26 protein-coding genes, 1 tRNA gene and 1 rRNA gene are annotated in these 22,937 nt (G+C 54.1%); 8 read left to right on the top strand and 20 right to left on the bottom strand.

Features of this window, described 5'->3' with window-relative positions; translation table 11 throughout:
• Positions 1-124: 124 nt before the first annotated feature.
• The 5 genes from rrf to IEV29_RS08070 all read left to right on the top strand — a co-directional run bounded on the left by rrf (position 125) and on the right by IEV29_RS08070 (position 4,808).
• Positions 125-237: ribosomal RNA gene (gene rrf, locus IEV29_RS08090) — 5S ribosomal RNA — on the top strand.
• Between the two features lie 408 nt (positions 238-645).
• The gene (locus tag IEV29_RS08085; RefSeq protein ID WP_188380692.1) at positions 646-1,107 is read left to right on the top strand and encodes a hypothetical protein; all 462 of its coding nucleotides are present in this window, start codon (positions 646-648) and stop codon (positions 1,105-1,107) included.
• Between the two features lie 171 nt (positions 1,108-1,278).
• Complete coding sequence (locus IEV29_RS08080; protein WP_188380691.1) at positions 1,279-2,898, top strand: OpgD/OpgG family glucan biosynthesis protein; 1,620 nt, start codon at positions 1,279-1,281, stop codon at positions 2,896-2,898.
• Between the two features lie 144 nt (positions 2,899-3,042).
• Entirely contained in the window at positions 3,043-4,218 is a 1,176-nt protein-coding gene (locus IEV29_RS08075) for an acetyl-CoA C-acetyltransferase (RefSeq protein ID WP_188380690.1), read from the top strand.
• 2 nt (positions 4,219-4,220) lie between these two features.
• Complete coding sequence (locus IEV29_RS08070) at positions 4,221-4,808, top strand: hypothetical protein (protein WP_188380689.1); 588 nt, start codon at positions 4,221-4,223, stop codon at positions 4,806-4,808.
• Here the strand turns inward: IEV29_RS08070 and IEV29_RS08065 are convergent.
• Together IEV29_RS08065 and IEV29_RS08060 are read right to left on the bottom strand one after the other, a co-directional pair.
• Positions 4,796-5,464 (bottom strand): DsbA family protein, encoded by a 669-nt coding sequence (locus tag IEV29_RS08065; RefSeq protein ID WP_188380688.1) that lies wholly within the window; start codon positions 5,462-5,464, stop codon positions 4,796-4,798. The two genes, IEV29_RS08070 and IEV29_RS08065, sit on opposite strands and share 13 nt — an antisense overlap.
• Positions 5,465-5,531: 67 nt before the next feature.
• Complete coding sequence (locus tag IEV29_RS08060; protein ID WP_188380687.1) at positions 5,532-6,143, bottom strand: 3'-5' exonuclease; 612 nt, start codon at positions 6,141-6,143, stop codon at positions 5,532-5,534.
• A gap of 128 nt (positions 6,144-6,271) precedes the next feature.
• Between IEV29_RS08060 and IEV29_RS08055 the strand changes: the two genes are divergently transcribed.
• Positions 6,272-8,398, top strand: a complete 2,127-nt coding sequence (locus IEV29_RS08055; protein WP_229726281.1) for a methyl-accepting chemotaxis protein — start codon at positions 6,272-6,274, stop codon at positions 8,396-8,398.
• 30 nt (positions 8,399-8,428) lie between these two features.
• Here IEV29_RS08055 and IEV29_RS08050 read toward each other — a convergent pair whose 3' ends face one another.
• The 8 genes from IEV29_RS08050 to IEV29_RS08015 all read right to left on the bottom strand — a co-directional run bounded on the left by IEV29_RS08050 (position 8,429) and on the right by IEV29_RS08015 (position 14,380).
• Positions 8,429-8,647 carry an RNA-binding S4 domain-containing protein gene (locus IEV29_RS08050; RefSeq protein WP_188380686.1) on the bottom strand — a complete coding sequence of 73 codons (219 nt, stop codon included), beginning with the start codon at positions 8,645-8,647 and terminating at the stop codon, positions 8,429-8,431.
• Positions 8,648-8,677: 30 nt separating this feature from the next.
• Positions 8,678-8,959 carry a hypothetical protein gene (locus IEV29_RS08045; protein ID WP_188380685.1) on the bottom strand — a complete coding sequence of 94 codons (282 nt, stop codon included), beginning with the start codon at positions 8,957-8,959 and terminating at the stop codon, positions 8,678-8,680.
• Positions 8,960-8,998: 39 nt separating this feature from the next.
• Entirely contained in the window at positions 8,999-9,385 is a 387-nt protein-coding gene (locus IEV29_RS08040; protein WP_188380684.1) for an MAPEG family protein, read from the bottom strand.
• Between the two features lie 88 nt (positions 9,386-9,473).
• Positions 9,474-10,907 carry an exodeoxyribonuclease I gene (gene sbcB / locus IEV29_RS08035; protein WP_188380683.1) on the bottom strand — a complete coding sequence of 478 codons (1,434 nt, stop codon included), beginning with the start codon at positions 10,905-10,907 and terminating at the stop codon, positions 9,474-9,476.
• 44 nt (positions 10,908-10,951) lie between these two features.
• Positions 10,952-11,926: a GGDEF domain-containing protein gene (locus IEV29_RS08030; RefSeq protein ID WP_188380682.1), complete on the bottom strand. Its 975-nt coding sequence runs from the start codon at positions 11,924-11,926 to the stop codon at positions 10,952-10,954.
• Positions 11,927-11,941: 15 nt separating this feature from the next.
• Positions 11,942-12,808, bottom strand: a complete 867-nt coding sequence (locus IEV29_RS08025; protein ID WP_188380681.1) for an HDOD domain-containing protein — start codon at positions 12,806-12,808, stop codon at positions 11,942-11,944.
• Positions 12,805-13,125, bottom strand: coding sequence for a hypothetical protein (locus IEV29_RS08020; RefSeq protein ID WP_188380680.1), 321 nt, complete (start codon positions 13,123-13,125; stop codon positions 12,805-12,807). Before IEV29_RS08020 ends, IEV29_RS08025 begins: the two co-directional genes overlap by 4 nt.
• Positions 13,126-13,243: 118 nt before the next feature.
• The gene (locus IEV29_RS08015; RefSeq protein WP_229726280.1) at positions 13,244-14,380 is read right to left on the bottom strand and encodes a GGDEF domain-containing protein; all 1,137 of its coding nucleotides are present in this window, start codon (positions 14,378-14,380) and stop codon (positions 13,244-13,246) included.
• A gap of 191 nt (positions 14,381-14,571) precedes the next feature.
• Here IEV29_RS08015 and IEV29_RS08010 point away from each other — a divergent pair, with 191 nt between their 5' ends.
• A complete protein-coding gene (locus IEV29_RS08010) occupies positions 14,572-15,084 on the top strand; it encodes a DUF3617 domain-containing protein (RefSeq protein ID WP_188380679.1) in 513 nt (170 codons plus the stop codon).
• A 23-nt stretch (positions 15,085-15,107) separates the two neighbouring features.
• Here the strand turns inward: IEV29_RS08010 and IEV29_RS08005 are convergent, their stop codons facing one another.
• Complete coding sequence (locus tag IEV29_RS08005; protein ID WP_188380678.1) at positions 15,108-15,497, bottom strand: DUF2237 family protein; 390 nt, start codon at positions 15,495-15,497, stop codon at positions 15,108-15,110.
• 90 nt (positions 15,498-15,587) lie between these two features.
• On the bottom strand, positions 15,588-15,989 hold the full coding sequence (locus tag IEV29_RS08000) for a DUF2721 domain-containing protein (protein ID WP_188380677.1): 402 nt from the start codon (positions 15,987-15,989) through the stop codon (positions 15,588-15,590).
• A 333-nt stretch (positions 15,990-16,322) separates the two neighbouring features.
• Between IEV29_RS08000 and IEV29_RS07995 the strand changes: the two genes are divergently transcribed.
• Positions 16,323-16,399: transfer RNA gene (locus IEV29_RS07995), tRNA-Pro, on the top strand.
• Positions 16,400-16,409: 10 nt separating this feature from the next.
• Here the strand turns inward: IEV29_RS07995 and IEV29_RS07990 are convergent.
• From IEV29_RS07990 to IEV29_RS07955, 8 genes are all read right to left on the bottom strand, one after another.
• Complete coding sequence (locus IEV29_RS07990; protein ID WP_188380676.1) at positions 16,410-16,796, bottom strand: cupin domain-containing protein; 387 nt, start codon at positions 16,794-16,796, stop codon at positions 16,410-16,412.
• A 30-nt stretch (positions 16,797-16,826) separates the two neighbouring features.
• Positions 16,827-17,207, bottom strand: coding sequence for a VOC family protein (locus IEV29_RS07985; protein WP_188380675.1), 381 nt, complete (start codon positions 17,205-17,207; stop codon positions 16,827-16,829).
• A 45-nt stretch (positions 17,208-17,252) separates the two neighbouring features.
• On the bottom strand, positions 17,253-17,708 hold the full coding sequence (locus tag IEV29_RS07980; RefSeq protein WP_188380674.1) for a DUF2214 family protein: 456 nt from the start codon (positions 17,706-17,708) through the stop codon (positions 17,253-17,255).
• Positions 17,709-17,712: 4 nt separating this feature from the next.
• Positions 17,713-18,627 (bottom strand): DUF4868 domain-containing protein, encoded by a 915-nt coding sequence (locus tag IEV29_RS07975; RefSeq protein WP_188380673.1) that lies wholly within the window; start codon positions 18,625-18,627, stop codon positions 17,713-17,715.
• Positions 18,628-18,648: 21 nt separating this feature from the next.
• Positions 18,649-19,227: a KwaA family protein gene (locus IEV29_RS07970; RefSeq protein WP_188380672.1), complete on the bottom strand. Its 579-nt coding sequence runs from the start codon at positions 19,225-19,227 to the stop codon at positions 18,649-18,651.
• An 80-nt stretch (positions 19,228-19,307) separates the two neighbouring features.
• Positions 19,308-21,080, bottom strand: coding sequence for a glutamine--tRNA ligase/YqeY domain fusion protein (locus IEV29_RS07965; RefSeq protein WP_188380671.1), 1,773 nt, complete (start codon positions 21,078-21,080; stop codon positions 19,308-19,310).
• Positions 21,081-21,252: 172 nt separating this feature from the next.
• On the bottom strand, positions 21,253-21,774 hold the full coding sequence (locus IEV29_RS07960; protein WP_188380670.1) for a DUF1499 domain-containing protein: 522 nt from the start codon (positions 21,772-21,774) through the stop codon (positions 21,253-21,255).
• Positions 21,775-22,054: 280 nt separating this feature from the next.
• Positions 22,055-22,813 (bottom strand): YoaK family protein, encoded by a 759-nt coding sequence (locus tag IEV29_RS07955; RefSeq protein WP_188380669.1) that lies wholly within the window; start codon positions 22,811-22,813, stop codon positions 22,055-22,057.
• Between the last annotated feature and the right edge of the window lie 124 nt (positions 22,814-22,937).

Raw genomic sequence — 22,937 nt, 5'->3', positions numbered from 1 at the left:
TGACAGTTATAGTTCTGAATGTGTGTGCCAATTGATGGCAGTCACTACCAAAATTTACTTCTTCCAGATTGGGTTGTTTGCTCAAGACAGATCAGTGTCTTAGCAGGCAACTTTACAAGTTATGCCTGATGACCATAGCGAGTTGGTACCACCCCTTCCCATCCCGAACAGGACCGTGAAACGACTTTGCGCCGATGATAGTGCTGCAACCAGTGTGAAAGTAGGTCATCGTCAGGCTTTTATCTAGAAAACCCCCGTCCAGTGATCTGGTCGGGGGTTTTTGCTTTGGATTTGGATTTTGCTTTGCGGCTTCTAGACTTTTAAGCTTCTAGTCTGGTGTCTTGTTGGGATTGGAAGGGCCACAGCGTCGTAGGTAGCGTCCAGGAATTGATGCAGTGAACGTTTGTACCATTCCCTTCTTGGTGACTAATTCAGGTTTCACTCCCCCCGTGAAAAACTGCAGAGCGGATTGCACAGCGACTAGTAGGGTGCACAATTCTGTGGTTAAGCTGAGACAGCTAATTCCCATGTGTATGGGAAATTAAAGATGAATCTTTGCAAATAGACGTGTTCTCTCGTTATTAGAGACGCTGCATCGCTCGATGCATCCATATAATCGGCGGAATTTAATACATCTCTGCCGCTATGACATTCTCTCTTCGTGCCCTCTTCATTTCGATGCTTTTACCGTTTTGCGGAACAGTGCAGAGCCAGATTATCTACAAATGCATCGCGCAAGATAAAACGATTTACACGGAATCGCCCTGCGCTGATGGTAATGATCAAAATAGTCGCTTTAATGTGGTCGACGATCGACTCGGAAATGTCACCTACGATAGACAAACGATTGAAGGAGCGCGATCCAGGATTCGTGCAGGCATTGATGAACGTGGCGTTGGGGTGGGAACAAGTCCCAACTTGCCATTAGGTGCAACCGCGGCGCGTTCAGCGAAACCGGAAGCGCGACAACAGCAATGCACAGCCATAGCGAAGAAGGAGAAAGAGTTGGAAGTGCGCTTGCGTAGACGAAACACGGACTACGTAGTGCATCAGATCCGTGCCCAGCAAACGCAATTGAGGCGCGACGCTTATGAGTGGGCCTGCTGATGCGCTGTATATCAGGGAAAAGACACGCGAACTCATTTAGATGCTCTCTGTCAGACAGAGGTTGTTTCTTTAATTACAATGCATGTTGCCTATGTGTAATTTGAATGGCATCTGAACCTAAGTGTCATTTCGCTTCGTCATCCGATCTCCTTTGATAGAAAATTGTCTCCCATGACTAGTCGCCGTACTTTCATTTCTTCTACTTCGGCTGCCGCTGCTCTGGCGGCACTGGGTGTGCCGCTGGATGTTCTTGCAGCAGGTCGTATCAAGTTAGGCAAGCCTGCCGGCTTTTCTTTTGAAAATCTTATTGAACAGGCGCGTGTTGCTGCGACACAGGCATACAAACCGCAGGCTAGGCCGCCTGCAGATATTCTTGAAAAGATCGATTACGAAGAACACGGCAAGATCAAATTCAATACGGATTCCGCTTTGTATGCCAAAGGACCGGGGCAGTTTCCCGTTACGTTCTTCCATCTGGGACGCTTCTTTCAATCCCCTGTCCATATGTACACGCTGGAAGGTGCGGGCGCTGAGGCACAAGCACGCGAAATCCTGTATGACGAAAGTTATTTCGACATGCCGAAGTCGAGTCCGGCTCGCAAACTGCCACGTGGCAGCGGATTCGCAGGTTTCCGTTTTCAGGAAAGCAGGACCGCGGATCAAAAGGCAAAGGACTGGCGCAGCAATGACTGGGTAGCATTCCTCGGCGCGTCTTACTTTCGAGCGATTGGTGACGAGTATCAATATGGCTTGTCTGCGCGCGGCGTAGCGTTGAATGTAGCAGTAGCAGATGGTCCGGAAGAGTTTCCGAACTTTACGCATTTCTACTTCGAGGCACCGGCAGATAACAGCACGACAGTCACTGTCTATGCAATGCTCGACGGGCCTAGCATTACCGGTGCCTATAAGTTCATCATGCATCGCAACGAAGGCGTCGTGATGGAGATTGATAGCGCGCTGTTCTTGCGCAAGGATGTAGAAAGGCTGGGCATCGCTCCCGCGACGTCGATGATGTGGTACTCGGAAACCTTTAAGGGCACGGGTGTCGACTGGCGTCCGGAAGTGCATGATTCCGATGGTCTCGCGATCTGGAATGGTCAGGGAGAACATATCTGGCGCCCATTGAATAATCCTGGGCGCACGACAGCATCTGCATTCGGTGATAAAAATCCACGCGGCTTCGGTTTGCTGCAACGTGATCGTGACTTCAATAATTATCAGGATGGCGTGCACTATGAGCGTCGCCCAAGTTTGTGGATCGAACCGCTCGACGGATGGGGGGATGGTTCGGTACAGCTAGTCGAAATCCCGACGGATGACGAGATTCACGACAATATTGTCGCCATGTGGGTGCCGGCGGCGAAAGCCACCGCGGGCAGCAGCTATCGTTTGCGCTACCGCCTGCACTGGCTGAAGGATGAACCCTATCCAACACCACTGGCGCGTTGTGTGGCGACCCGCATGGGTAACGGCGGGCAACCAGGACAGAATCGTCCGCAGAATGTACGCAAGTTCATGGTTGAATTCAAAGGCGCACCATTGGAAAATCTGGCGTTCGGCGAGTTGCCGGAAGCCGTGCTTTCCACGACTCGCGGCAAGTTCTCCTATGTATTTACCGAGGCCGTGCCGAACGGCGTACCGGGCCACTGGCGCGCGCAGTTCGATCTGACGGTGGATGGGGACGAACCGGTTGATTTGCGTTTGTACCTGCGCCACAAAAATCAGACCTTGTCGGAAACCTGGCTGTACCAGTATCAACCTTTCAAGACACGTACGGTCTACGGTAGCTAATTCATTTTTTATCGTGAAAGGGGAAGCGAGCCACCTGGAGGCCGCTTCCCCTTTCTGCTATAAGGAACAGTAATCGGAGCGATGCAATCCCGCGAGCAAAGCACGACATGTGAAGCGCGATAACTGGTAGAGAGGGAGACTTGTATGGAAAGCGTGGTGATTGTCGCGGCAGGTCGAACAGGCATTGGCAAGTTTGGCGGAATGCTTTCCAGAACGCCGGCAACGGAAATGGGCGCGCACCTGATACGCACCTTGTTGCTGCGCATCGGTCTCGCTTCCGAAGCGATCAGTGAAGTCATTCTTGGTCAGGTACTGACTGCTGGTTGCGGACAAAATCCGGCACGACAGTCGGCGCTCGGCGCGGGATTGCCGGATGCAGTTCCGGGCTTTACCGTCAACAAGGTATGCGGCAGCGGATTAAAGGCGGTGCATCTGGCGACCCAGGCTATTCTGTGCGGCGATGCGGACATCGTGATTGCCGGCGGTCAGGAAAACATGAGTCTGGCACCGCATGTCATGCCACACAGTCGTAGCGGCACACGGCTCGGCGACATTGTGCTGAAGGATACGGTACTGGTTGATGGTTTGCTCGATGCCTATCACCACTATCACATGGGCGTGACAGCCGAGAACATCGCCAAACGATACGGTTTTTCGCGTGAAGAACAGGACGAATATGCCTGCGAGTCTCATCGCAAGGCTGCGGAAGCGCAGCAATCTGGTCGCTTCGATGACGAAATTATCCCGATGGAAATCACGGACCGAAGGCATGCTTCCGTCTTTGCGCGGGATGAATATATCCGTCCCGGTACAACGCGCGCAGCACTGGCCGCGTTGTCCCCCGCTTTTACCAGCAACGGTACCGTGACTGCAGGCAATGCCTCCGGCATCAACGATGGTGCAGCGGTGGTCATTCTGATGAAGGAGTTCAAAGCCGCAGAGCTGGGACTTCCTGTGCTGGCGCGCATCAAGGCCTATTCCTCGGCAGGTGTCGATCCGGCTTTCATGGGGTTGGGGCCAATTCCGGCAACCAGATTGTGTCTGCAAAAGGCGGGCTGGACGCATGAGGATGTCGACCTGATGGAAATCAACGAAGCGTTTGCGGTGCAGGCACTTGCCATCAATCGCGACATGGGCTGGGATCCGGACAAGATCAACGTCAATGGCGGCGCGATTGCGCTTGGTCATCCGATCGGCGCTTCCGGTTGCCGCCTGCTGGTGACGTTGCTGCATGAAATGAAACGTCGCGATGCCAAACGAGGCTTGACCAGTTTGTGCATTGGGGGCGGCATGGGTGTTGCGCTGGCGATCGAGCGCTGAGCATGCATGTTCTGATCCTCACTGAGGTGCTGGATGAACTGGTCGCTGCGCTCTGCTTACGCTTCGCCCGACTTGGCTATCGCATGACGTGCCTGTCGTCAGTAAGCGCAGATGAGGAGCGGCGTTGGCAGGCGTACTGGCACGAAGGGAAATGTGATGTGCAGGTCCTGCGTGATGACACAACCGCCAATGAAATCGGGGATGCCATACCGCCGGTATCAAAGAAGGAACGCATCTGGATCATTCGTGGTGAGGTCACGCAAGTGCCATCGTTGATGCGACAAACCATTGCACCACAAGACTGCATTATTCATCTTGTTGAAACGCGTGATGCCCAACCGGCCACACTGCCGGCCATGCCAAGTACACAGCGCAGCAATACGATACGCATCGGTCACATTGGCCCGTCGGCACCAGAGAGACGGACGCCAGGCACACCGTTCGATCAACAGCAGGGAGTGCACAACCTGAACAAACGTTCAGGTCAATCGTACGAAGTTGCCGTGCTATCCGCGTTTCTCGCTTCGTCAGAGGCACGTCATATCAACGGTGCCGTTTTTGACGTGCACACGGGTCGTTATCTGTCCTGATTGACCGGCGCTTCCGTCGCCGAGGACTGGTCGATGATGGCCTGCAGGCGTTGGATCAAATCTTCCGTGCGCGTAAATCCTGCCGTCACCAGATGCAGTTCTCCACGATGTTCGAGGATCAGTGTCGGAAAACCAGTGACGCCCCAGCGTTTGGCCTGTTCAAAATCCTCTCGTGTCAAGCTGCGTGCTTCTTCCGACGCCCATGTCTTCAAAAACTCTGCCTGATCGATCTGCACACCATCCTGTTCCAGCACCTGGACGGCAATCTCGGCAAGTACCTCGCCTTTGGTGATATCCAGTCCTTTGGCATAGAAAGCATGCTGGATGGCCTGAAAGACCGTCAGCGCACTTTGCGGTGCCAGCAAACCGGTTGCAGAAATCGCGCGACAGGCTGGCTCGGTATCGTAGACAAAATGCCTGATCTGCAAACCAGCGTCCGAGAAAGGCAGCCCGGTCGTCTCGCCAACCTTTTTCCAGTGTTTTCCCAACGTCGTGCGCAAGGCATCATCCATCGGTTTGGTGTTATAGGCGCGCAAGCCGCCAACGATCAGTTCCAGTGGTACTTCCGGCAAACCATGCAGCAGTGTGGCCAGTTCCGGGCCAAAGCCATAGCACCAGGAGCACATGGGATCGGCAACATAAATGAGTTTGGCCATGATGAGGTCCGCGAAAAGAAAGGAAGAATGATTGGATGCAGCGCATGCAATCGTGCCGACAATGTCGTCAGTGTATCGCCGATTTGCCATCCGGCGCGATAGGTGGCGTGACTGGTTCGATCTTGGGCACATGTCGCAATGCATGAATGGCACTGGCAATTTGTTCCACAGGTAAGACCGCATGCAGGCGACACCACAGTTGCCACAGCAGATCCGCATCGGCAAGGGCACGGTGGCGCGCCGATGGAATCAATGCATGACGCGCAATCAGAATGTCCAGATTGTGCTTTTTCTCTTCCGGATACAGTTTGCGGGACAGTTTGACCGTGCACAGTGCCTCGGACGTAAGAAGATGCCCCGCGCGAGCAAAGGCATGATGCAGAAAACCGTAATCAAAGCGCGCATTGTGGGCGATGAACAAGCCGCCGGATAAACGCATGCTGAGTTCATCGGCCAGTGAAGAGAACGACGGTGCATATTCGACCATCGCATCGTCGATCCCAGTCAGTTGCTGGATGAAAGGGGGAATGCGCATGCCCGGATTGACGAAGCTGGACCAGCGGTCGATTCGGCCATCAGGGTCGACCGTCACGATCCCGATTTCGGTAATCCGATCATTGGCGGCATTGGCGCCGGTTGTTTCCAGATCGACAAACAACAATTTTTCCGCAGGTGTCATGGCGATATTTTCCCACGTGCGGTGAAAAGACGGGAGATTCGCAGCGCGTCATGGGCAGGTCATATTTGGACTGCAAAATTTCCTGACGGAAATCATTCAGGTGCCGTTTCAGGCGGCGCACCTTCATCATGCTCAATTTCTTGCTGATACCCATCACCGGCTTGATGCAGCGTCTCAGACTGCTGCCCAAGTTTATGCTGTTGCTGGCCGTTTTCGCCATTCCGCTCGGACTGACGACGACACTTCTGATGAACGAATTGGGGAAGTCGATCGCGCAAGCGCAGCAAGAGCGTGTAGGCATACAGCATTTGCAAAGTCTGCAAGGCGTCATTGAACAGGCGCAGCTGCTGCGCGCTACCCGACACATGAGCGTGATGGGCAACGGCAATGCGCTCGGACGCGCAAAAGATCTGCAAGCGGCGCTGGGCGCACAGCTCGACGCGTTTGAACAATTGCAGCAAGCAGAACCAGCGCTGTACGCAAAACCGGAGTGGGAGAAGTTACGCAGCAGTTGGCAATCCCTGCAAGGCAAGCTGACCCAGACCGACCGCAAGCATTATGGGGATTACACCGATTTCATTCGTCAGCTCCATGCACTGCAAGGCGTGATCGCTGATCGCGCGCATCTGAGCAACGATCCGGAAGTCAGTACCTACTATCTCGCCATGCTTGTCACCAAGGAGATGCCACGTATCGCCGAGGGCATCATGGAGATGGCAGGACGCGGTGCTGCCTATATCGATAGTGGCTTATTGGAAGCCAATGAGGAAGGCTTGCTCGGCTCGATTGCGCTGGTCACCGGCCGCGATCTGGGGGCATGGCGTGAGCAGATCGAGGCCTTGAAAAAGAATGGCGTGGACGAAAGCGCACTGACCGCTGCCATGCAGGCGAACGAACAGGCCAGAGCATTTCTGCAGCGCGCCAGTAACGAAGTGTTGAGTTCGGTCGATCAGACATCGGGCGATCAGTTCCTTCAGGCGGGTAGTCTGAGTGTGCAAGCCATCAATGCTGCATCGACGGACTTGTCGGCCACGCTGGATCAACTGCTGGCAAAGCGGATTGCGCACGATACGCGTGACGCATCCGTGATCGTGCTGGTGATTGCGTGTGTGTTGCTGATTGCCGCTTGCTTCCTGCTTGGGTTCTATCGTTCGTTCTCGCAGGATATGCAGCGTCTGCATACCGTGATTCAACAGGTTGCGCAGGGTGATCTGGCGCAGTCGGCAACGACGAAGGGAAAGGATGAGCTGGCGCAATTGCTCATTGCATGCAGTCGCATGCGTGTTGGTCTGACCGACATGGTTCGGCGCGTCCGGCGCGGTAGCGACACGATTGCAGTCGCTTCACAGGAAATCGCCAGCGGCAATCTTGACCTGTCCACACGTACGGAAGAACAAGCCAGTTCGCTGGAGCAGACAGCTTCAGCCATGACGGAACTGACGCAGACCGTGCGGCAAAACGCGGTGCGTGCACAGCAAGCCAGTCAGCGCGCGCAGGCTGCATCGCATATCGCCGGGCAGGGTGGTGAACTGGTCGAGCAGGCCGTGACCACCATGAGCGTGATTCGCCAGTCTTCACGTCAGATCAGCGAGATTGTCGGTGTCGTCGACAGCATCGCTTTTCAGACCAATATTCTGGCGCTGAACGCAGCGGTCGAAGCGGCGCGTGCTGGCCAGCAGGGAAAGGGCTTTGCAGTGGTCGCGTCTGAAGTGCGTAACCTGGCCCAGCGTAGCGCCGTTGCGGCCCGCGAAATCAAGGAGCTGATCGAAACATCCGAAGCCAATGTGGCATCCGGCAGCAAGCAGGTCGATCAGGCCGGGCAAACGATGGCAGAAATCGTGCGCTCTATACGCGATGTCACCAGCTTTATGGAAGAGATCGCCGACGCCAGTGAAGAACAGCAACGTGGCATTGAGCACATCAGTCAGGCCTTGCTGCAGATGGATGACATCACACAGCAAAACGCGGCATTGGTGGAACAGGCCGCGGCCGCTGCAGAGAGCATGCGCGAACAAGCCCTGACGCTGTCGCAAGCGGTGGCGGTCTTCAAGCTGGATGAGGCAAAGGATACGTCTATGCTGTCAGAGCGGCACGCATCGCAGGATAGCAAACTGGTGGCACTGGCGGACAAGCGCAAGACAGGTGCGCGCGAGGCCGGTCATACCCGTGCCCTGACTGGTGTGACAGGACTTGCGGACGTACGCGAGGCAAAGCGCACGAAAGAAAAAAAGCCACTGGCGGTTGCCAATGGCTAGTGGACGGAGAGCGGTATCGACAGGCAGTTGTTATGCGGCGCGTACCGTCACGCGTATATCACCTAGCTGTACAACCTGACCTGCACGGATTTTGCAGGTCTTGCGCAATTCGGTCTTGCCATCGACCTTGACCTTGCCGCTGGCGACGATGACCTTGCCGGCACCGCCGCTATCGCAAATGCCAACCAGTTTCAGCAGTTGGTTCAGTTCGACAAACTCGTCATTCAATTCAAAATCGACTTGTTGCATGATGTTCCAGAAAAGGGTTCGCGTTCTTGCTTACGACGCAGTGTTCAACGTAGCGCGGGCTTTGTTCAGCCAGGTATCCAGTGTCGCCAGCAGATCGATCTGACTGAACGAACAACTTTCTTCCGTGAACAAACTGCCGGCTTCCAGTCGTCCAAGCAGATCTTCCATGACGGTTGCATATTGCGGTGGTAGTGCCGCCAACAATGCCTGCTGCTTGCGCCAGACTTTGCAGAAGTCGGCAATGGACAGGCTTTTCTGACGCAGGCCCTGCATGGCATGCTGCAGTTCGGTAAAGGCGGATTCGTATTGCATGACTCGATAACAATTCAGATAAGGTTGGATGCGCTGTCTTTAGATGCCTTTGAAGGCAGCCAGCAAGAACAGGGCAATGGCCGATAAATAACCAATTGCCCAGGCGACGGAGCGCAGTGTGGCACGGTCGCTCAGATAAAGAAAGGTGTAGGCAAGACGTGCCGCGATAAAGGCCATCGCCAGCATATCGATCGAGTCTTGTGGCGCACCTAGTTGCTGCGCGACCAGTACGCCCGCCGCAAAAAACGGAAATGCCTCGAAATGATTGCGATGCGCGGCATCGGCACGGCGACGATAGCCGTCCTGTCGATCCAGCCATTGCCGCGGATTATGATTGTCAAAATTCTTGACCCCTGCCTTGGCAATGCCGACGGTGACGACCGGCAGCACGCCGGCAATCAGGATGCACCAGTAAGCGATATGCATGGTCGTCTCCTTTGTGTGAACGAACGGATCATGTTGCCGAACGTATGGTGTGACTGATCAAGCTGACTCGAGCTGATATCTATGCAGCTTAATCCATTTGCGGTGCGATGGATTCCGCATAGTCGTACAGGGCGCCCAGGATATGCTCTGCGCGCTCATCGGCTGTTGCTGATAGCTCTTCGATTCTTTCAAACAAATCATCGATCGTGCGCGCACCGCCTTCTCCTTCAAACAGACGGGCAGCACGATGTTCTTCCCAGCGCTGGCGTTCTTCTTCCGACAGGGTGTGCGGAAAATTGCGCGCGCGGTAACGCCAGACCAGTTCTGCCAGACGCATGTCGGTAAAGGCCGGGTTTGCTTCCGCCAGTTTTTCCGGCGGTAGCGCGCGTAAATCCTGTAGCAGACGGCGATCGCCATTGCCGATAAAGCCGCCGTACAAATCTTCATCCACATCCGGTACGGCTTCTTGCGGGCGATGGAAAACTTCTTCCCAGATGGCACTCATGTCGGGCGTGGCGGCGGCGATGTCTGCATGCTGTAATGCGGCGTCCATGTCGATGCCCCATTGTTGCCGCATCTCGGCAGAGAGCGTTTTCAGACTGCTGATGACAACCGGTGACTTGTTCAGATGGATGGTCTTGATCGGCAGGCGTGTCACACCTTCCGGCAGGGCGTCGCTCTTGCTGAACATGCGCAGGCGGATCGCTTCCGCATCGAGTAAAGCGAGTTCGCTTGGGTCTTCTGCCAGATCCCAGACGATGACTTCATTGCGATTGGTTGGATGTACCGCCAGCGGCCAGACGACACCGATGCACCCACGCTCGGCCGGAAACATGCCGGTAATGTGCAGAAAGGGTTTGCGCATCGGCAAACCGATTTCCGTCGCCACGCGATCTTTTTTGTGCAGGGCAAAGCAAAAGTCGAACAGCTTGGGCTGGCGATCACGGATCAGGCGTGCGAGTGCAATGGTGGCACGGACATCGGAAAGCGCATCATGGGCTGCCTCATGCGCCAGACCATTGGCTTTGCTCAAGTCCTCGAGTCGAAAACTGGGGCGGCCGTCTGGATGACGCGGCCATTCAATGCCTTCCGGGCGCAGCGCATAGGCCGTGCGCACCACATCCAGCAAATCCCAGCGGCCGCAATTGTTCTGCCACTCGCGCGCATACGGATCGATCAGATTGCGCCAGAACATGAAACGGGTGATCTCGTCATCAAAACGGATCGTGTTGTAACCGACGCCGATCGTGCCGGTCGCAGCCAGTTCGCGCTCGATGACGGCAGCAAATTCGTGTTCGGGAATGCCTTTTTCCAGACACTCTTGCGGTGTGATGCCGGTAATCAGACAGGATTGCGGATCGGGCAAGAAGTCATTGGCCGGGCTGCAATAAATCATGATCGGTTCGCCGATCTCGTTCAGCTCGGCATCGGTGCGGATCGCGGCAAACTGGGCGGGACGATCCCGGCGTGGTTGCGCGCCAAAGGTTTCGTAGTCGTGCCAGAGAAAAGTATGGTTGGACATCAGGTCGTCAGTATCAGGCAATCAGCATCAAACATGAGCGCGTCTCAGAACGCGATCTGATTGCGACCGGCGTTCTTGGCACGATAAAGGGCGGCATCGGCACCGGAAATCAGTGCATCGGCATTCTGTCCCGGCAACAAGGTGGTAACGCCGAAGGATGCAGTCAGATGCGGCAAGGTAATGCTTGCATCATTAAAGACATCGGCTTCACGCATGCGTTCACACAGGCGCTGCGCCACCATCTTGCCAGCGTCCAGACTGCTCTCCGGCAGAATCACGATCAGTTCCTCCCCGCCATAACGGACCGCAAAATCGCTGGGCCGCAATGCCGACGTGATGACACCAGCCGCAGCGCGCAGTGCCTTGTCGCCGGTCTGGTGACCATGATTATCGTTGAATTTCTTGAAGTGATCGAGATCGATCATGATCAGCGAAAGCGATTTCTGGCCCGTATGGGCCTCCTCGATCAATACCGGCAGGCGATCATTCAGCCAGGCGCGGTTGTGCAGGCCGGTCAGGCTATCGACCATCGAAAGCTGTCGATAGAACTCGCCGACCTTTTCACGGCGGCGTAACTGGGCATTGACGGTACGCAGCTTGAAGGACAACTGGCGTAACAGATTGCGCGCCACGCCTTCGGCCTCGTCAATCAATTGCCACAGGGTTTGCGATTCCAGAATCAGCAGATCGCTGTCTTCCAGCGCGGTCAGGCTGCCGAGGGTGGCTGTTTCATCCAGTACGGACAGTTCGCCGATACTTTCGCCGGGCAGGATTTTTTCGGTGCGAATCTGACGTGGTCCGCCCGAATCGTCCAATGTGGTGCTGCCCAATGCACCACGCAGAACAATATAGACACAGGCTTGCCGGCCTTGCGGAATCTCGACCGCTTCGCCGCAATCAAAATGGGCAACCTCGCACGAGGCAAGCAAGGCCGTCACGATTTCATCGTTGACGCTGTCGAACAGGTTGATCCGCGCTAGTGAATGGCCCGACGCAGAAAACGGGGTAGTTCTGTGCAAGATGGATTTCCCGGATTAGGCATCCGCCAACAAGACACGGCAGACATCTTCGAACATGATTTCTGTTTCGTGAAAGACGTGCAGGTAGGTTTCGTCGCTCAGGCCAAGATCATCCCACGAGGTTGCGGAAACCGGCGGGACCAGATCATTTTCCTGATGCGACAGATCCAGTGCACGAACAATCGCATTGGCGATATGCACAATCGATGCCAGTGAATGCACTTTCTGGTTTTCAGGCCGGTAATGGCCGGCAATGGCATTGCGGATGGATTCGGAAAAATTCCAGTGCGTGGCCAGTGCCACGCCGGTCGAGACGTAATCGACGCCAATCACGGCATGCTCGGCATCGATCCAGTGGCAATCGTTGGCATTGCGATAGGCAATGACAGCCTCATACTCACGACGGAAATAAGTCGCCAGCACCAGGCGACCGATGTCATGCAGCAGGCCGGCGGTAAAGGCGTATTCCTGATTGACGTGCAGATGACGTGCAAGCACACGCGCGCAGACGGCCGTGGCAATCGAATGACGCCACAAGTGATTCAGATCCAGTCCCTGCACATGACCAGCCGGAAAGTAGCCGGTCAGTGCCGCCGTCGTCACCACGTGCTTGACCGCATCCACACCGATCAGCGTGATCGCTTGCTGGATTGTCGTGACGCGTGACTGCAGACCGTAAAAGGAGGAGTTGGCAAAACGCAGTGTCTTGGCCGATAGCGCCTGATCCTGCGACACCTTGTTGGCGATGAGATGGATGTCGGCATCATCGCGCGTCATGTTTTTCACCAGATCCTGCACAATGGCCGGCAAGGCAGGCAGGTCGCGAATCTGGCGCAAGACCTGATCGAAGTGCAGCATGTGACCGGCAGGATTGGCGCTCATGCCTGCTCTCCCAGACGGTAGAGGCGCACAAGACGATGCAAGGCGGCCGTGGCCGAACTGTCATCCTGTTTGCGGAAGAGGTGTTCGATCCGTTCTGCAAAGTAGGCGTGTTGGGCCGCTTCTTCTTCGGGAGTCATCTCACCCATTTCAATCCGCACCACAGCGATATCGTGACGGGCGAGAGAAGCAATCATGTGTTCGGTCAGCGTTGCCCCTTTGGAAAGGAGAATCTGGCCTTGCGGATCGAAAAGATCGTCCGACAGCACCATGCCCGGTTCGGCTTCTTCCAGTGCCAATTGCTTATGGATGATCGTCAAGGTGAGGTGTCCCGAATTATTTTGAGACTAGCTTATCACCGAGGCAAACGGCTTTCCAGCCATCTTTAAGGGAATTGAACCGGTCGTCACAAAGACCCAACAGACGCGGTGCGACGGGTCAGATGCAGTAGCGATTGCGGCCCAGACTCTTGGCTTCATAAAGAGCGGCATCGGCGCGGCGGATCAGTTGATCCCATGAGCAGGTCATGTCCGGCAGCGTCGCCAGGCCGACACTGATCGTGACCGGATGCACGCCAAGGAAGCGATAGCGATGAACGGCTTCGACCAGTCGCTGGCCGACGGTTACCGCATCGTCCTGATTCACGCCGGGCAACACGATCAGAAATTCCTCGCCGCCATAACGTCCCACCAGATCGATGTTGCGGCAGGTTTCGCTGAGGATGGCAGCCACATCGGTGATGACCATGTCGCCCGACGCATGCCCGAACTCGTCGTTGAAGCGCTTGAACATATCGATATCGATAAACGCGACCGTCAGGTGACGTTTCAGTCGCAATGCCAGTTCCAGTTCGCGCTCGCCACCGGCATCGATCGCGCGTCGATTGAGCAGGCGGCTCAATTCATCATGCGTTGCCAGATGACGGTTTTCATCGACCATGCGTTCGAAGTAAAGTAACAGCAGGCCGATGGAAAACAACAACATGCCGGCAGTTGGCACAACAAAGGCAGCCAGTATTTCTAGGATTGAACGATCCAGTGAAAGGTGACCAGTCAGTTGCATGCCTGAAATCACCATGCGCACACAGTTGTTGATTAACAGCAGAATGATGCCTGCCGGAGCCAGCGCCTGCACAAAGGAGCGCGGCCATCCCCCTTGACCAATCCAAATCGTACGCAAGCTGAGAATCAAAACGACCGTGACAAGGGGCGTGCTGATGAACAGACGCTGTTGAGGTACCGCCTTGAAGAACAAGGCAGTCGCCATGGCGGCCAGCATGATGACCAGTATGTACCAGCCGATTGATGAGGCAGGTTGCTTGTAGAAGGCAAGTATGCCGTGCCATTGCAGAATGCCACCAGTCACAATGGTGGCAGAAGCAAACAGGATCGCGACGGGATCAAATGCGCGATTGTTGAATATGGCTACCAGAATACCTAAGGCGATCAGACAACTTGCCAGTGACCAATAGCGTGTGCAAGTTTCCGTCCGCGCCGTGAAGTACACCCCAGCCATCACTAGAGCGATACAAAACTGAACGAGGATCAGTGCGATACCGGCTGTGAGGGAATCCATGATGCCGATCCGACTTTCTCAAGCAGTGTGTAGAAATAATGGTTGTGCAGTAAGGAGTTTAGTCTATTTGCTAATGTGCAATTGTTAAACTTTATGCTGGGTGTGGTTTTCAGCGTTACTTGTCAATCTTATAATGGCTGATAATGGCGCCGATGCCGTTTAAAAACACACTTGATAAAAAGGTCCTTTCCATGAAAAAACTGCTGTTATTGGTCGCCGTGGCGATATCCCTGCCGGCTGCCGCAACAAACATGAAACCGGGTTTGTGGGAGATGATCACGGAGTCGGCTGCCATGCAAAACATGCCCAAACTCTCGGCCCAGCAACTGGAGCAGATGAAGAAGATGGGCGTGGATATCGCGCAATTGCAGGGTGGCGCGATCGTCAACAAGGTGTGCATCACCAAGGAAATGGCCGAGAGAACAAACGCGACGCAAGGCATGCCGGAGCAAACCGGTTGCAAGCCGGTCAACCAGACACAAAGCGGCTCGACCTACACGGTGGATCTGGTGTGTGACGGCAAGGACATGAAAGGCAAGGGGCGCTCGAAGGCCGTGTTTTCAGGCGATCGCAGCTTTGTGACCGAATCGGAATTCAAGGGCACCATGCACGGCATGCCGGTCAACGACCGTTCCAAGGTCAGCGGCAAATGGCTGGCGAATGACTGCGGCAGCGTCAAACCGATAGCACCCCCGCAGCGTTAAAACCGGATCGCAGGAAATGGAACTCAGCAGTCCTGTTCCTGCTTGTAGGCGTGACGTTTCAGCACTTCCATGCTGATCACGCTCAGTACTTCCTGATTGGTGCTTTCCAGCACGATCTGCGGTGCCATGCCAGCGCGCCAGGCTTCCACCCAGCGGCTCGCGCACAAGCACCACTGATCGCCAGGCTTCAGTCCGGGAAAACCCGGTCGTACCGAACTCAGATCATTCCCCGACGCTTCGCTGAACATCAAGAATGTCGGATTCATCACGGCGCACACCACGTGATTGCCGATATCGTCATCACAGGTCTTGCAGCAGCCATCCCGAAAGTAGCCAGTCATCGGATCGAACGAGCACGGTACAAGCGGCTCGCCAAAGACATTTCGGGCGACGGTCGGGGAAGGTACATTCATGGCAGCAACACAAAGACGCGGATAACAAAATCAGGGGAGAAAACGCTAACCATCACTTTAACATGGGAGTAATTCTCGTCTTTTGTCGCGTCATTTGGTCAGGCCCAGCGCATGTTCCAGATCTTCGATCTCAATCTCGATGGCCTGGGTGCTGATCGCGATTTCGTACAGGGAAAACAGCAGCGCCATCACCAGCAGAAAAAGGCTGATGCCAAAGACCACCTTGGCGATGAACTGAAACTCGATGAAGATCAAGAACATCGACAGCGAGCACAGGATAAACGCCGACACGCCCATCACCTGCATCCACCGCATCAGCACGATCCGCTTGCGCAGATTGGAAATCTGCCGCAGCACCACATCCTTGGCACTGGTTTCGTATTTGCTATGGAGCTGTCGGATCAGTTGCGCCGTCACCAGAAAGCGGTTGGTAAAGGCAAGCAACAGCAGGGAAATGGCGGGAAACAGCAGAGCGGGCGTGGTCAGGTCCATGGATATTCCATCAAATTGGTTGAATTTGAAAACAGCAGGGCAGCCCCGGTAAGGGCTTGTTTGGCCAGCATCACGATGCAAGAAGTGCGCCGTATGGGATGGACTAACTCACGTAGAGTAGCAAATTCGCACTATGTCGGCAGACGGTTTTATTGGTGCAAATGGCGTCAAAAAATTCATCCGACGTCTTGTGACGGCACGCGAAGGCAGGCGGACTACAAATCGGCGGGAGACGAATGGTCAGGCGTCACGATTCCGCGCCTGATGCAGGGTTTAAAAAATGATCTGGCTTGACTACACTACAGACAAGCCAGAACAACTTTGCTGCACAGTCGGGGTGTAGCTTAGTCCGGTAAAGCGCTACGTTCGGGACGTAGAGACCGGAGGTTCGAATCCTCTCACCCCGACCAGATTTTTTGTTTAGGCCGTACGGATAAACAAGGTTTGCAGGGGCGTATCACCCACGATGCGGCTGCGGTGTCCATGCACGTTGGCATCAAAGGTCGCACCCTCCGGCAAGGTGTCGTTCGAGAAAAAATGCTCGCCCGCCTTGAAGATGCGGGACGTGCCATCGCGCAAACCAATCTCCATCTCGCCGCTCAATACCACCAGCCATTGCGCAGTCGTCGTGCAATGGAAGTCGCTGCTCACACCCGGCGGGCTATGGCGTACCTGAAAACCACCGGACGGAATCAGTTCCGACAGCAACGCCTTCGGCGAGCCGCCCGGCAGCGCGATTTCTTCTTCACGAAATTTGGCAAAGCCGTCGGTATCGGTAAACAAAACAGTGTGTTTAAAGCTTGTCATGGTCAGGTATGGAATAAAGGGAATTTGCGATCAGGCCGATGCGGTATTGACGGTCACAAACTCGATCACCACGCCCGGCACCGGGATTGCAAACAACTGCAACTCACTGTTGTCGGGCAGGGCGGTCGTGCGATGTTCAATGCCGCTGTCAGCCAGCTTGACGATCAGAGCCTCCCACTGCGCTATCGACTCGACGCGGAAAGCAATGTGATCGATGCGCGACGATTTGACGGGCGGGACTTCTGTTTTGGTCTTGATGAGATGGATGACAGCCTTGTCATCGTGATACAGCCACAAGCCATCAAACGAAAACGCAGGACGCGGACCAATCGTCAGACTGGCGATATTGCAAAGAAAATCGCGCATCGTGTCCAGATGCGGCGTGGCGATAGTGGCGTGATCGAGTTTCATGACAGGATTGTACGTTGTATAGGTGGACTGATTCGTTGAAGCCGATCAGTTGCCGATATAACCAATCCCTTTTGCCATCAGCACCGCGCACAAAATCATCAGACCAAGCAAGGTCAGTTCGACATGGATGATCAGACGCAGCGTGCGGGTTTGTGCTTCGGTGACGTTTGGCAAAATGCCTTGCTTGATTGACTTGTTCCACTTCAAAAAAGTCATGGTCGGATAAATCGAGATCAGGCCGACGAGGATAAAGAGCGCCATCTTGGCAAAGAAGGGCGCGCTGTGCATGTAGTAATAGGCACCTTTTTCAAAGTACATCACACGCAAACCACCGATCACCAGAACAAAACCTGCTGCCATGCCGTAGATGGCGTCGTAGCGGATGATTCTTTTCGCTGACTCTAGCGTCAGCGTTTGTTTGAGCAGCAGCATTTCTGACGAAAGCATTAGCATGATCGCTAGAAATGCGAGGTGATGAATAAAAGCGGCAGCCGAATTCATTTGCTTAAATTCTAGTCGCGTCGGGAACGTCGTAAGTATTAGAGGTCACTTCGCTAAGGAGACGATGATCTAATAAAACTTGCAATATGGATTTGGCAGTTTGATCGCACGCGATAATTTGATTTGTGGCTGGATCAAAATTGATGCCCCATTCTCGTCTTATGCTTACTTCCCTTAAGTTTTGAAGAAAATTCGGTTGATCAAATAAAGCTTTTTGCTGAACAACTGCCATGCGTCGAAGTTGAATAGAGTTGTTGCCAACGTATGTGATTAGTGGTGTCAGATCGACAAATAATGCAGAAAAAGCGGGTATTTGACGTAAGGCAGAGAATGCTTGTGAATATGATTCTTTATATTGCATCGCAGACTCGAATCCTCTCTTATTTGCAATAAATGCGTACGTATCGGTGCAAAAAAAATCGAAATTTTTCTCGATAGAGAATCCATTATTCTCAGCTGCAGATAGCTCTCCTTCAGAGAAAATCATATTGATGAATTTTGTCGGGTATGAAGTCTTCCAAGTGGAAGTAGAGCGTTTTACAGCGTAAATAGTTTGGCCACCGGCTGAAAATTTCACCAGATAGCCTTCGGCATTTTTTAGATCGTTGATGCTTCTGGCGCGACATTCCGGTTCTGGCCGATCAACTTGAATTTTCAATAGAGAAAAATCGGTTTCTCTATGATCCGTACCTAAACAACTATTTTCATTTGTTTCTGCAAGATAGGTGTAAGTCGCATATTCGGTGATGCGTCTTAATTCGGATTGCACTAACGCTTTTAACGTTGCCGTTAGCTCCGGATCAGTTTGCACATAAAAGGCATTGTATTTTTTTGCAGTAGTACTTCGTTTAAAGACCCATAGATGCATATTGGCTTGAGCGTAATCGAAAGCACGAAGTGCATTAAATTCATCTCTCATTGTTTGTCTTCCCCCCTTAAATCAATAGTCTTTGACTACATAAAAATCTTGGATCGTTTGAGCCTTTTGATGGCCTTGTACTAATGTCCCTTGCTTCAATATGCGAACTTCTCGATTTACTCCATTGATTATGATGTTCGCTTCATAGAGCTTCCATTGCCAAATTAGAAGAACAGGATTCATGATAATTTGGCCTGATTTATATGTGATCGCAAACATCCACATAATGAACACAACGAAGCCGAAAAGTTTTTCAGGTTGATCGTAGCTAATCCCCATGAAAGACACTACATAGGGAAACACATAATTAATTATGTCGTTAGGGATGGCCTTTACGGAGGTAATTTCAATTTCATATGGATATGAAATTTTTTTGAATGAACATGTCGCGATCAAAAGAGATAGTGCTGTGATGCAAACAAAGGAGAGAGAAAGGTTTGCGTTACTAAAGGGATTAAAGACGCACTTGTTTAAATCAAATGATGTACAGATCGACTGACTCCACCATGCCCATTCAATATCTTGTATAGCTAGAATGACAGCTAACGGAAGATAGGATCCGATAAAAATGAGAAATGCTGAAGGCAATCTGAATTGCATTTAATTTTTTCTTTCTAATGTTCATCAGCTTTGTTTAAAACACATTGAAAAAGGAGGCTTATTTAGCCTCCTTTTTTAAGTTACTTACCCCAACCATCCTTCAACGTTACAGCCCGATTGAACACTGGCTTCCCGTCCTTGCTATCCACGCGATCCGCGACAAAGTAACCATGGCGTTCAAACTGGAACTTGTCGTCCGGTTTGGCCGATGACATGCCTTGTTCCAGATACGCGGTGATCACTTCTTTCGAATTTGGATTCAACGCCTGTTTGAAATCCTTGCCGCCGGCGTCGGGATGCGGGTCGCTGAAGAGGCGGTCGTACATGCGGACTTCGGCTTCCAGTGCGTGTGCGGCGCTGACCCAGTGCAGGTTGCCTTTGACCTTGTAGTTGTTGGCACCTTCCGTCCCCGATTTACTGTCGGGAAAGTAGGTGCAGTGCACGGCGGTGATGTTGCCGTCGGCGTCTTTGTCGGCACCCGTGCATTCGACCACGTAGCCATAGCGCAGGCGCACCTTGTTGCCGGGGAAGAGGCGGAAGTAGCCTTTGCTTGGCACTTCCATGTAGTCCTCTTGTTCGATCCAGAGTTCTTTGCTGATCGGGAAGGTGCGTACGCCGCGTTCCGGGTGATGCGGATGCACTGGCGCGCTGCATTCGACGGTTTCGCCTTCGGGGAAATTGTCGATGATGAGTTTGAGCGGGCGCAGCACGGCGATGGCGCGTGGTGCCTTCTCGTCGAGGTCGTCACGCAGTGCGCCTTCGAGAATGCTCATGTCGATCCAGCTATCGGCCTTGGCGACGCCGATGCGATCTGCGAAGAGCTGGATCGCTTCCGGCGTGTAGCCCCGACGACGGATGCCGACGATGGTGGGCATGCGCGGATCGTCCCAGCCATCGACGATGTTTTCTTCGACCAGTTGCAGCAGCTTGCGCTTGCTGGTGATGGCGTAGGTGAGGTTGAGGCGTGCAAACTCGTACTGGTTCGGCAGCGGTTTGGTGAAGAAGCCGCCTTCGGCCAGACGTTCCAGTACCCAGTCGTAGAAGGGGCGGTGATCCTGGAATTCCAGCGTGCAGATGGAGTGGGTAACGTTTTCGATTGCGTCTTCGAGCGGATGCGCAAAGTCGTACATTGGATACACGCACCATTTGTCGCCAGTGCGATGGTGATGCGCATGGCGGATGCGATAGATGGCCGGATCGCGCATGTTCATGTTGGGTGAGGCCATGTCGATTTTGGCGCGCACGATGTGTTCGCCATCCTTGAATTCGCCTGCCTTCATGCGGCGGAACAGGTCCAGCGATTCTTCTGCAGGGCGATCGCGGAAAGGCGAGTTCTTGCCTGGCTCGCTGAAGTTGCCGCGATTCTTGGCCATGTCGTCAGCGGACTGGCTATCGACATACGCATGACCGGCAGTGATCAGGTATTCGGCCATGGCGTAGAACTGATCGAAGTAGTCGCTGGCAAAACGCAGTTCGCCGCCCTGATCCTGCCAGTCGAAGCCCAGCCATTGCACGCTGTCGATGATGGTGTCGACGTATTCCTGTTCTTCCTTGGTTGGATTGGTGTCGTCAAAGCGCAGGTTGCAGCGGCCGGCGTAATCGCGTGCGAGGCCGAAGTTGAGGCAGATCGATTTGGCATGACCGATGTGCAGGTAACCATTGGGTTCCGGCGGAAAGCGCGTGATCACGGTAGGCAACGGCTGGCCGCTCTGATCCTTGCGCTGGGTGTGTTTGCCGCTGGCGAGATCGCTGTCGATGATGCCGCGCAGGAAGTTGGAGCTGGCCGGGTTAGGCGAAGGCGCGTTGGCGTCGGCTTTGGTGTCGGGTTTGCCGCTTTTTGGATCGTTGCTCATGAAGTCAGTCTAGGGTGATGCTCGTTATGAAGTAACGGGCATTTTACCGTAGCGCACCGCGCTGTCAGCCTCTGTTTTGATCCGGACGGCGGATCGTGTAGCCAGGGAGGGTTTTGCATGTAAAAACGGCCGCAGCATTGGCTGCGACCGTGTGCCCTGCGCGGTCATTTTTTCAGGTGGGAATCGGGTCGCCGTTGCGGCTTTCGGCACGACGCTCAAAGCGGCTGCGCACGCTTTCCAGTCGCGCGCGGTTGGCGCCAAAGTCCTTGCGATTGAGCCGTGCACCGGAGCGCATGTGAATCAGACGGTCGTTCGTATCGAGCATGAACTCCACATCGTCCACAAAGCCAAGCAGCATGCTGCGGAATTCCGCATGCAGGTAGTGCGGTGTGGCAGTGACGATCCTGGCGCCGGGCATGCCGGCAATGATGCCGGCCACGCGCTCCATTGCGCCGTGCCCGTCGCCTGTGTATTCAAGCGGGGCAATCACATGATGCGGTTCATGCGGATGGTAGGCCGCCTGACTGGAGACGACATTGCGCCAGTCTTTCATCGGTGCCTTGAGCAGCCCGTTGGTGATGCCCAGATCATCGGGTTTGCGACCGGCAAACAGGCGGAACTGGCCCGCCACAAACAGAATAAGCGGCAAAGCCAGCAGTACTAGTACGGTGATGGTGCCAAACGATTTACCCATGACGCGCTCCTTGTTTTCACTCCTTTGTCGGAACAAGGGCATCCTGCGTAATGTTTTTTTATTGGTCTGCAAGAAATTGCCGCCCTTGTCCTTGTGACAAGAGGGTAATCGGAAAGTTTGTGTTTTTGTTCACAAAATTGAGCGAATGCCCGACTTTTTTCGATATTTTCGGCCAACGTGCCAAAAAACATTGCTGCATGGCCAGAAAAAATAACGGGCGGCAATTTTGCCACCCGTTTTGGTCGTAAAGCGCAGATTTTCCTGTTGCGTCACGCCGTCATTACTGCGTGACTGCCTTGGCTTGTGCCTGTTGTTGCTTGGCGATTTTGCGCTTGTATTCGTTGTGGTGCTGGTTCTTGTGCATGGCACCGCGTTCGATATACATGAGGTGGAACATCATGGAGATCGGCAACAGCAAGGCGAGGAAGCCAAACCAGTGATACGCAAAGGCAGCACCGACCGCGCCGAGGCTGAACGACAGGACGGGCCACAGGACTTTGACGCAGCGGCGCTTGACGTTCTCATCGGCTGCGCCGCGGACAACGTCCACTGCATCGATCACAAGCTGGGTCACGTTACCGGTCATCATCACGGTGGGGACCAGATGCGAGAGCAGCAGGCGACCGTAACCGCTGTGCGTACCCATCGCCATCGCTCCGACAATACCTGCCAGACCGGCATACAGTGTCGGCTCGTGACCGATTGGCGTTGCAAGCGTGCCGAGCGCCATGAAGGCCGTCAGCAAGAACAGTTCGGTGATGTACAGGTAGACCAGTGCGTGGCGTCCCTTGGCTTGCAAGCCAGCCACCAGCAGGCGTGCGAACACGATACCGAACAGGAAGGCCGGGAAGGCGAGAATTTTGAGCAGCAGCGGGCCGCCTTGCGGGTTGGCCATCTCGGCGCCGATCAACACAAAGTTGCCGGTGACGTGGGCCGTGAACAAACCGAAGAGGGCGACGAAGCCGAGGGTATCAACGTAACCGGCGATAAAGCCGAGGCTGATGTTTTGAATTTTATGGCGCAATTCACTGCGTTTCATGATGTACTCCGAGTGCTAATTTCTGCTTGCCCCGAAGCCGTCTTGATTGCGGTTTTTGCTTCGGGTAATGCGCATCGCTGCGTTACCCGTAAGCATGCTCCTGTTTGTTGCTAAATATCAGATA

The organism is Oxalicibacterium faecigallinarum, from assembly GCF_014635705.1.
GTDB lineage: Bacteria > Pseudomonadota > Gammaproteobacteria > Burkholderiales > Burkholderiaceae_D > Oxalicibacterium > Oxalicibacterium faecigallinarum.
Note: the sequence above shows the minus strand (reverse complement) of the source record. Positions and strands in the feature narration are given on the sequence as shown.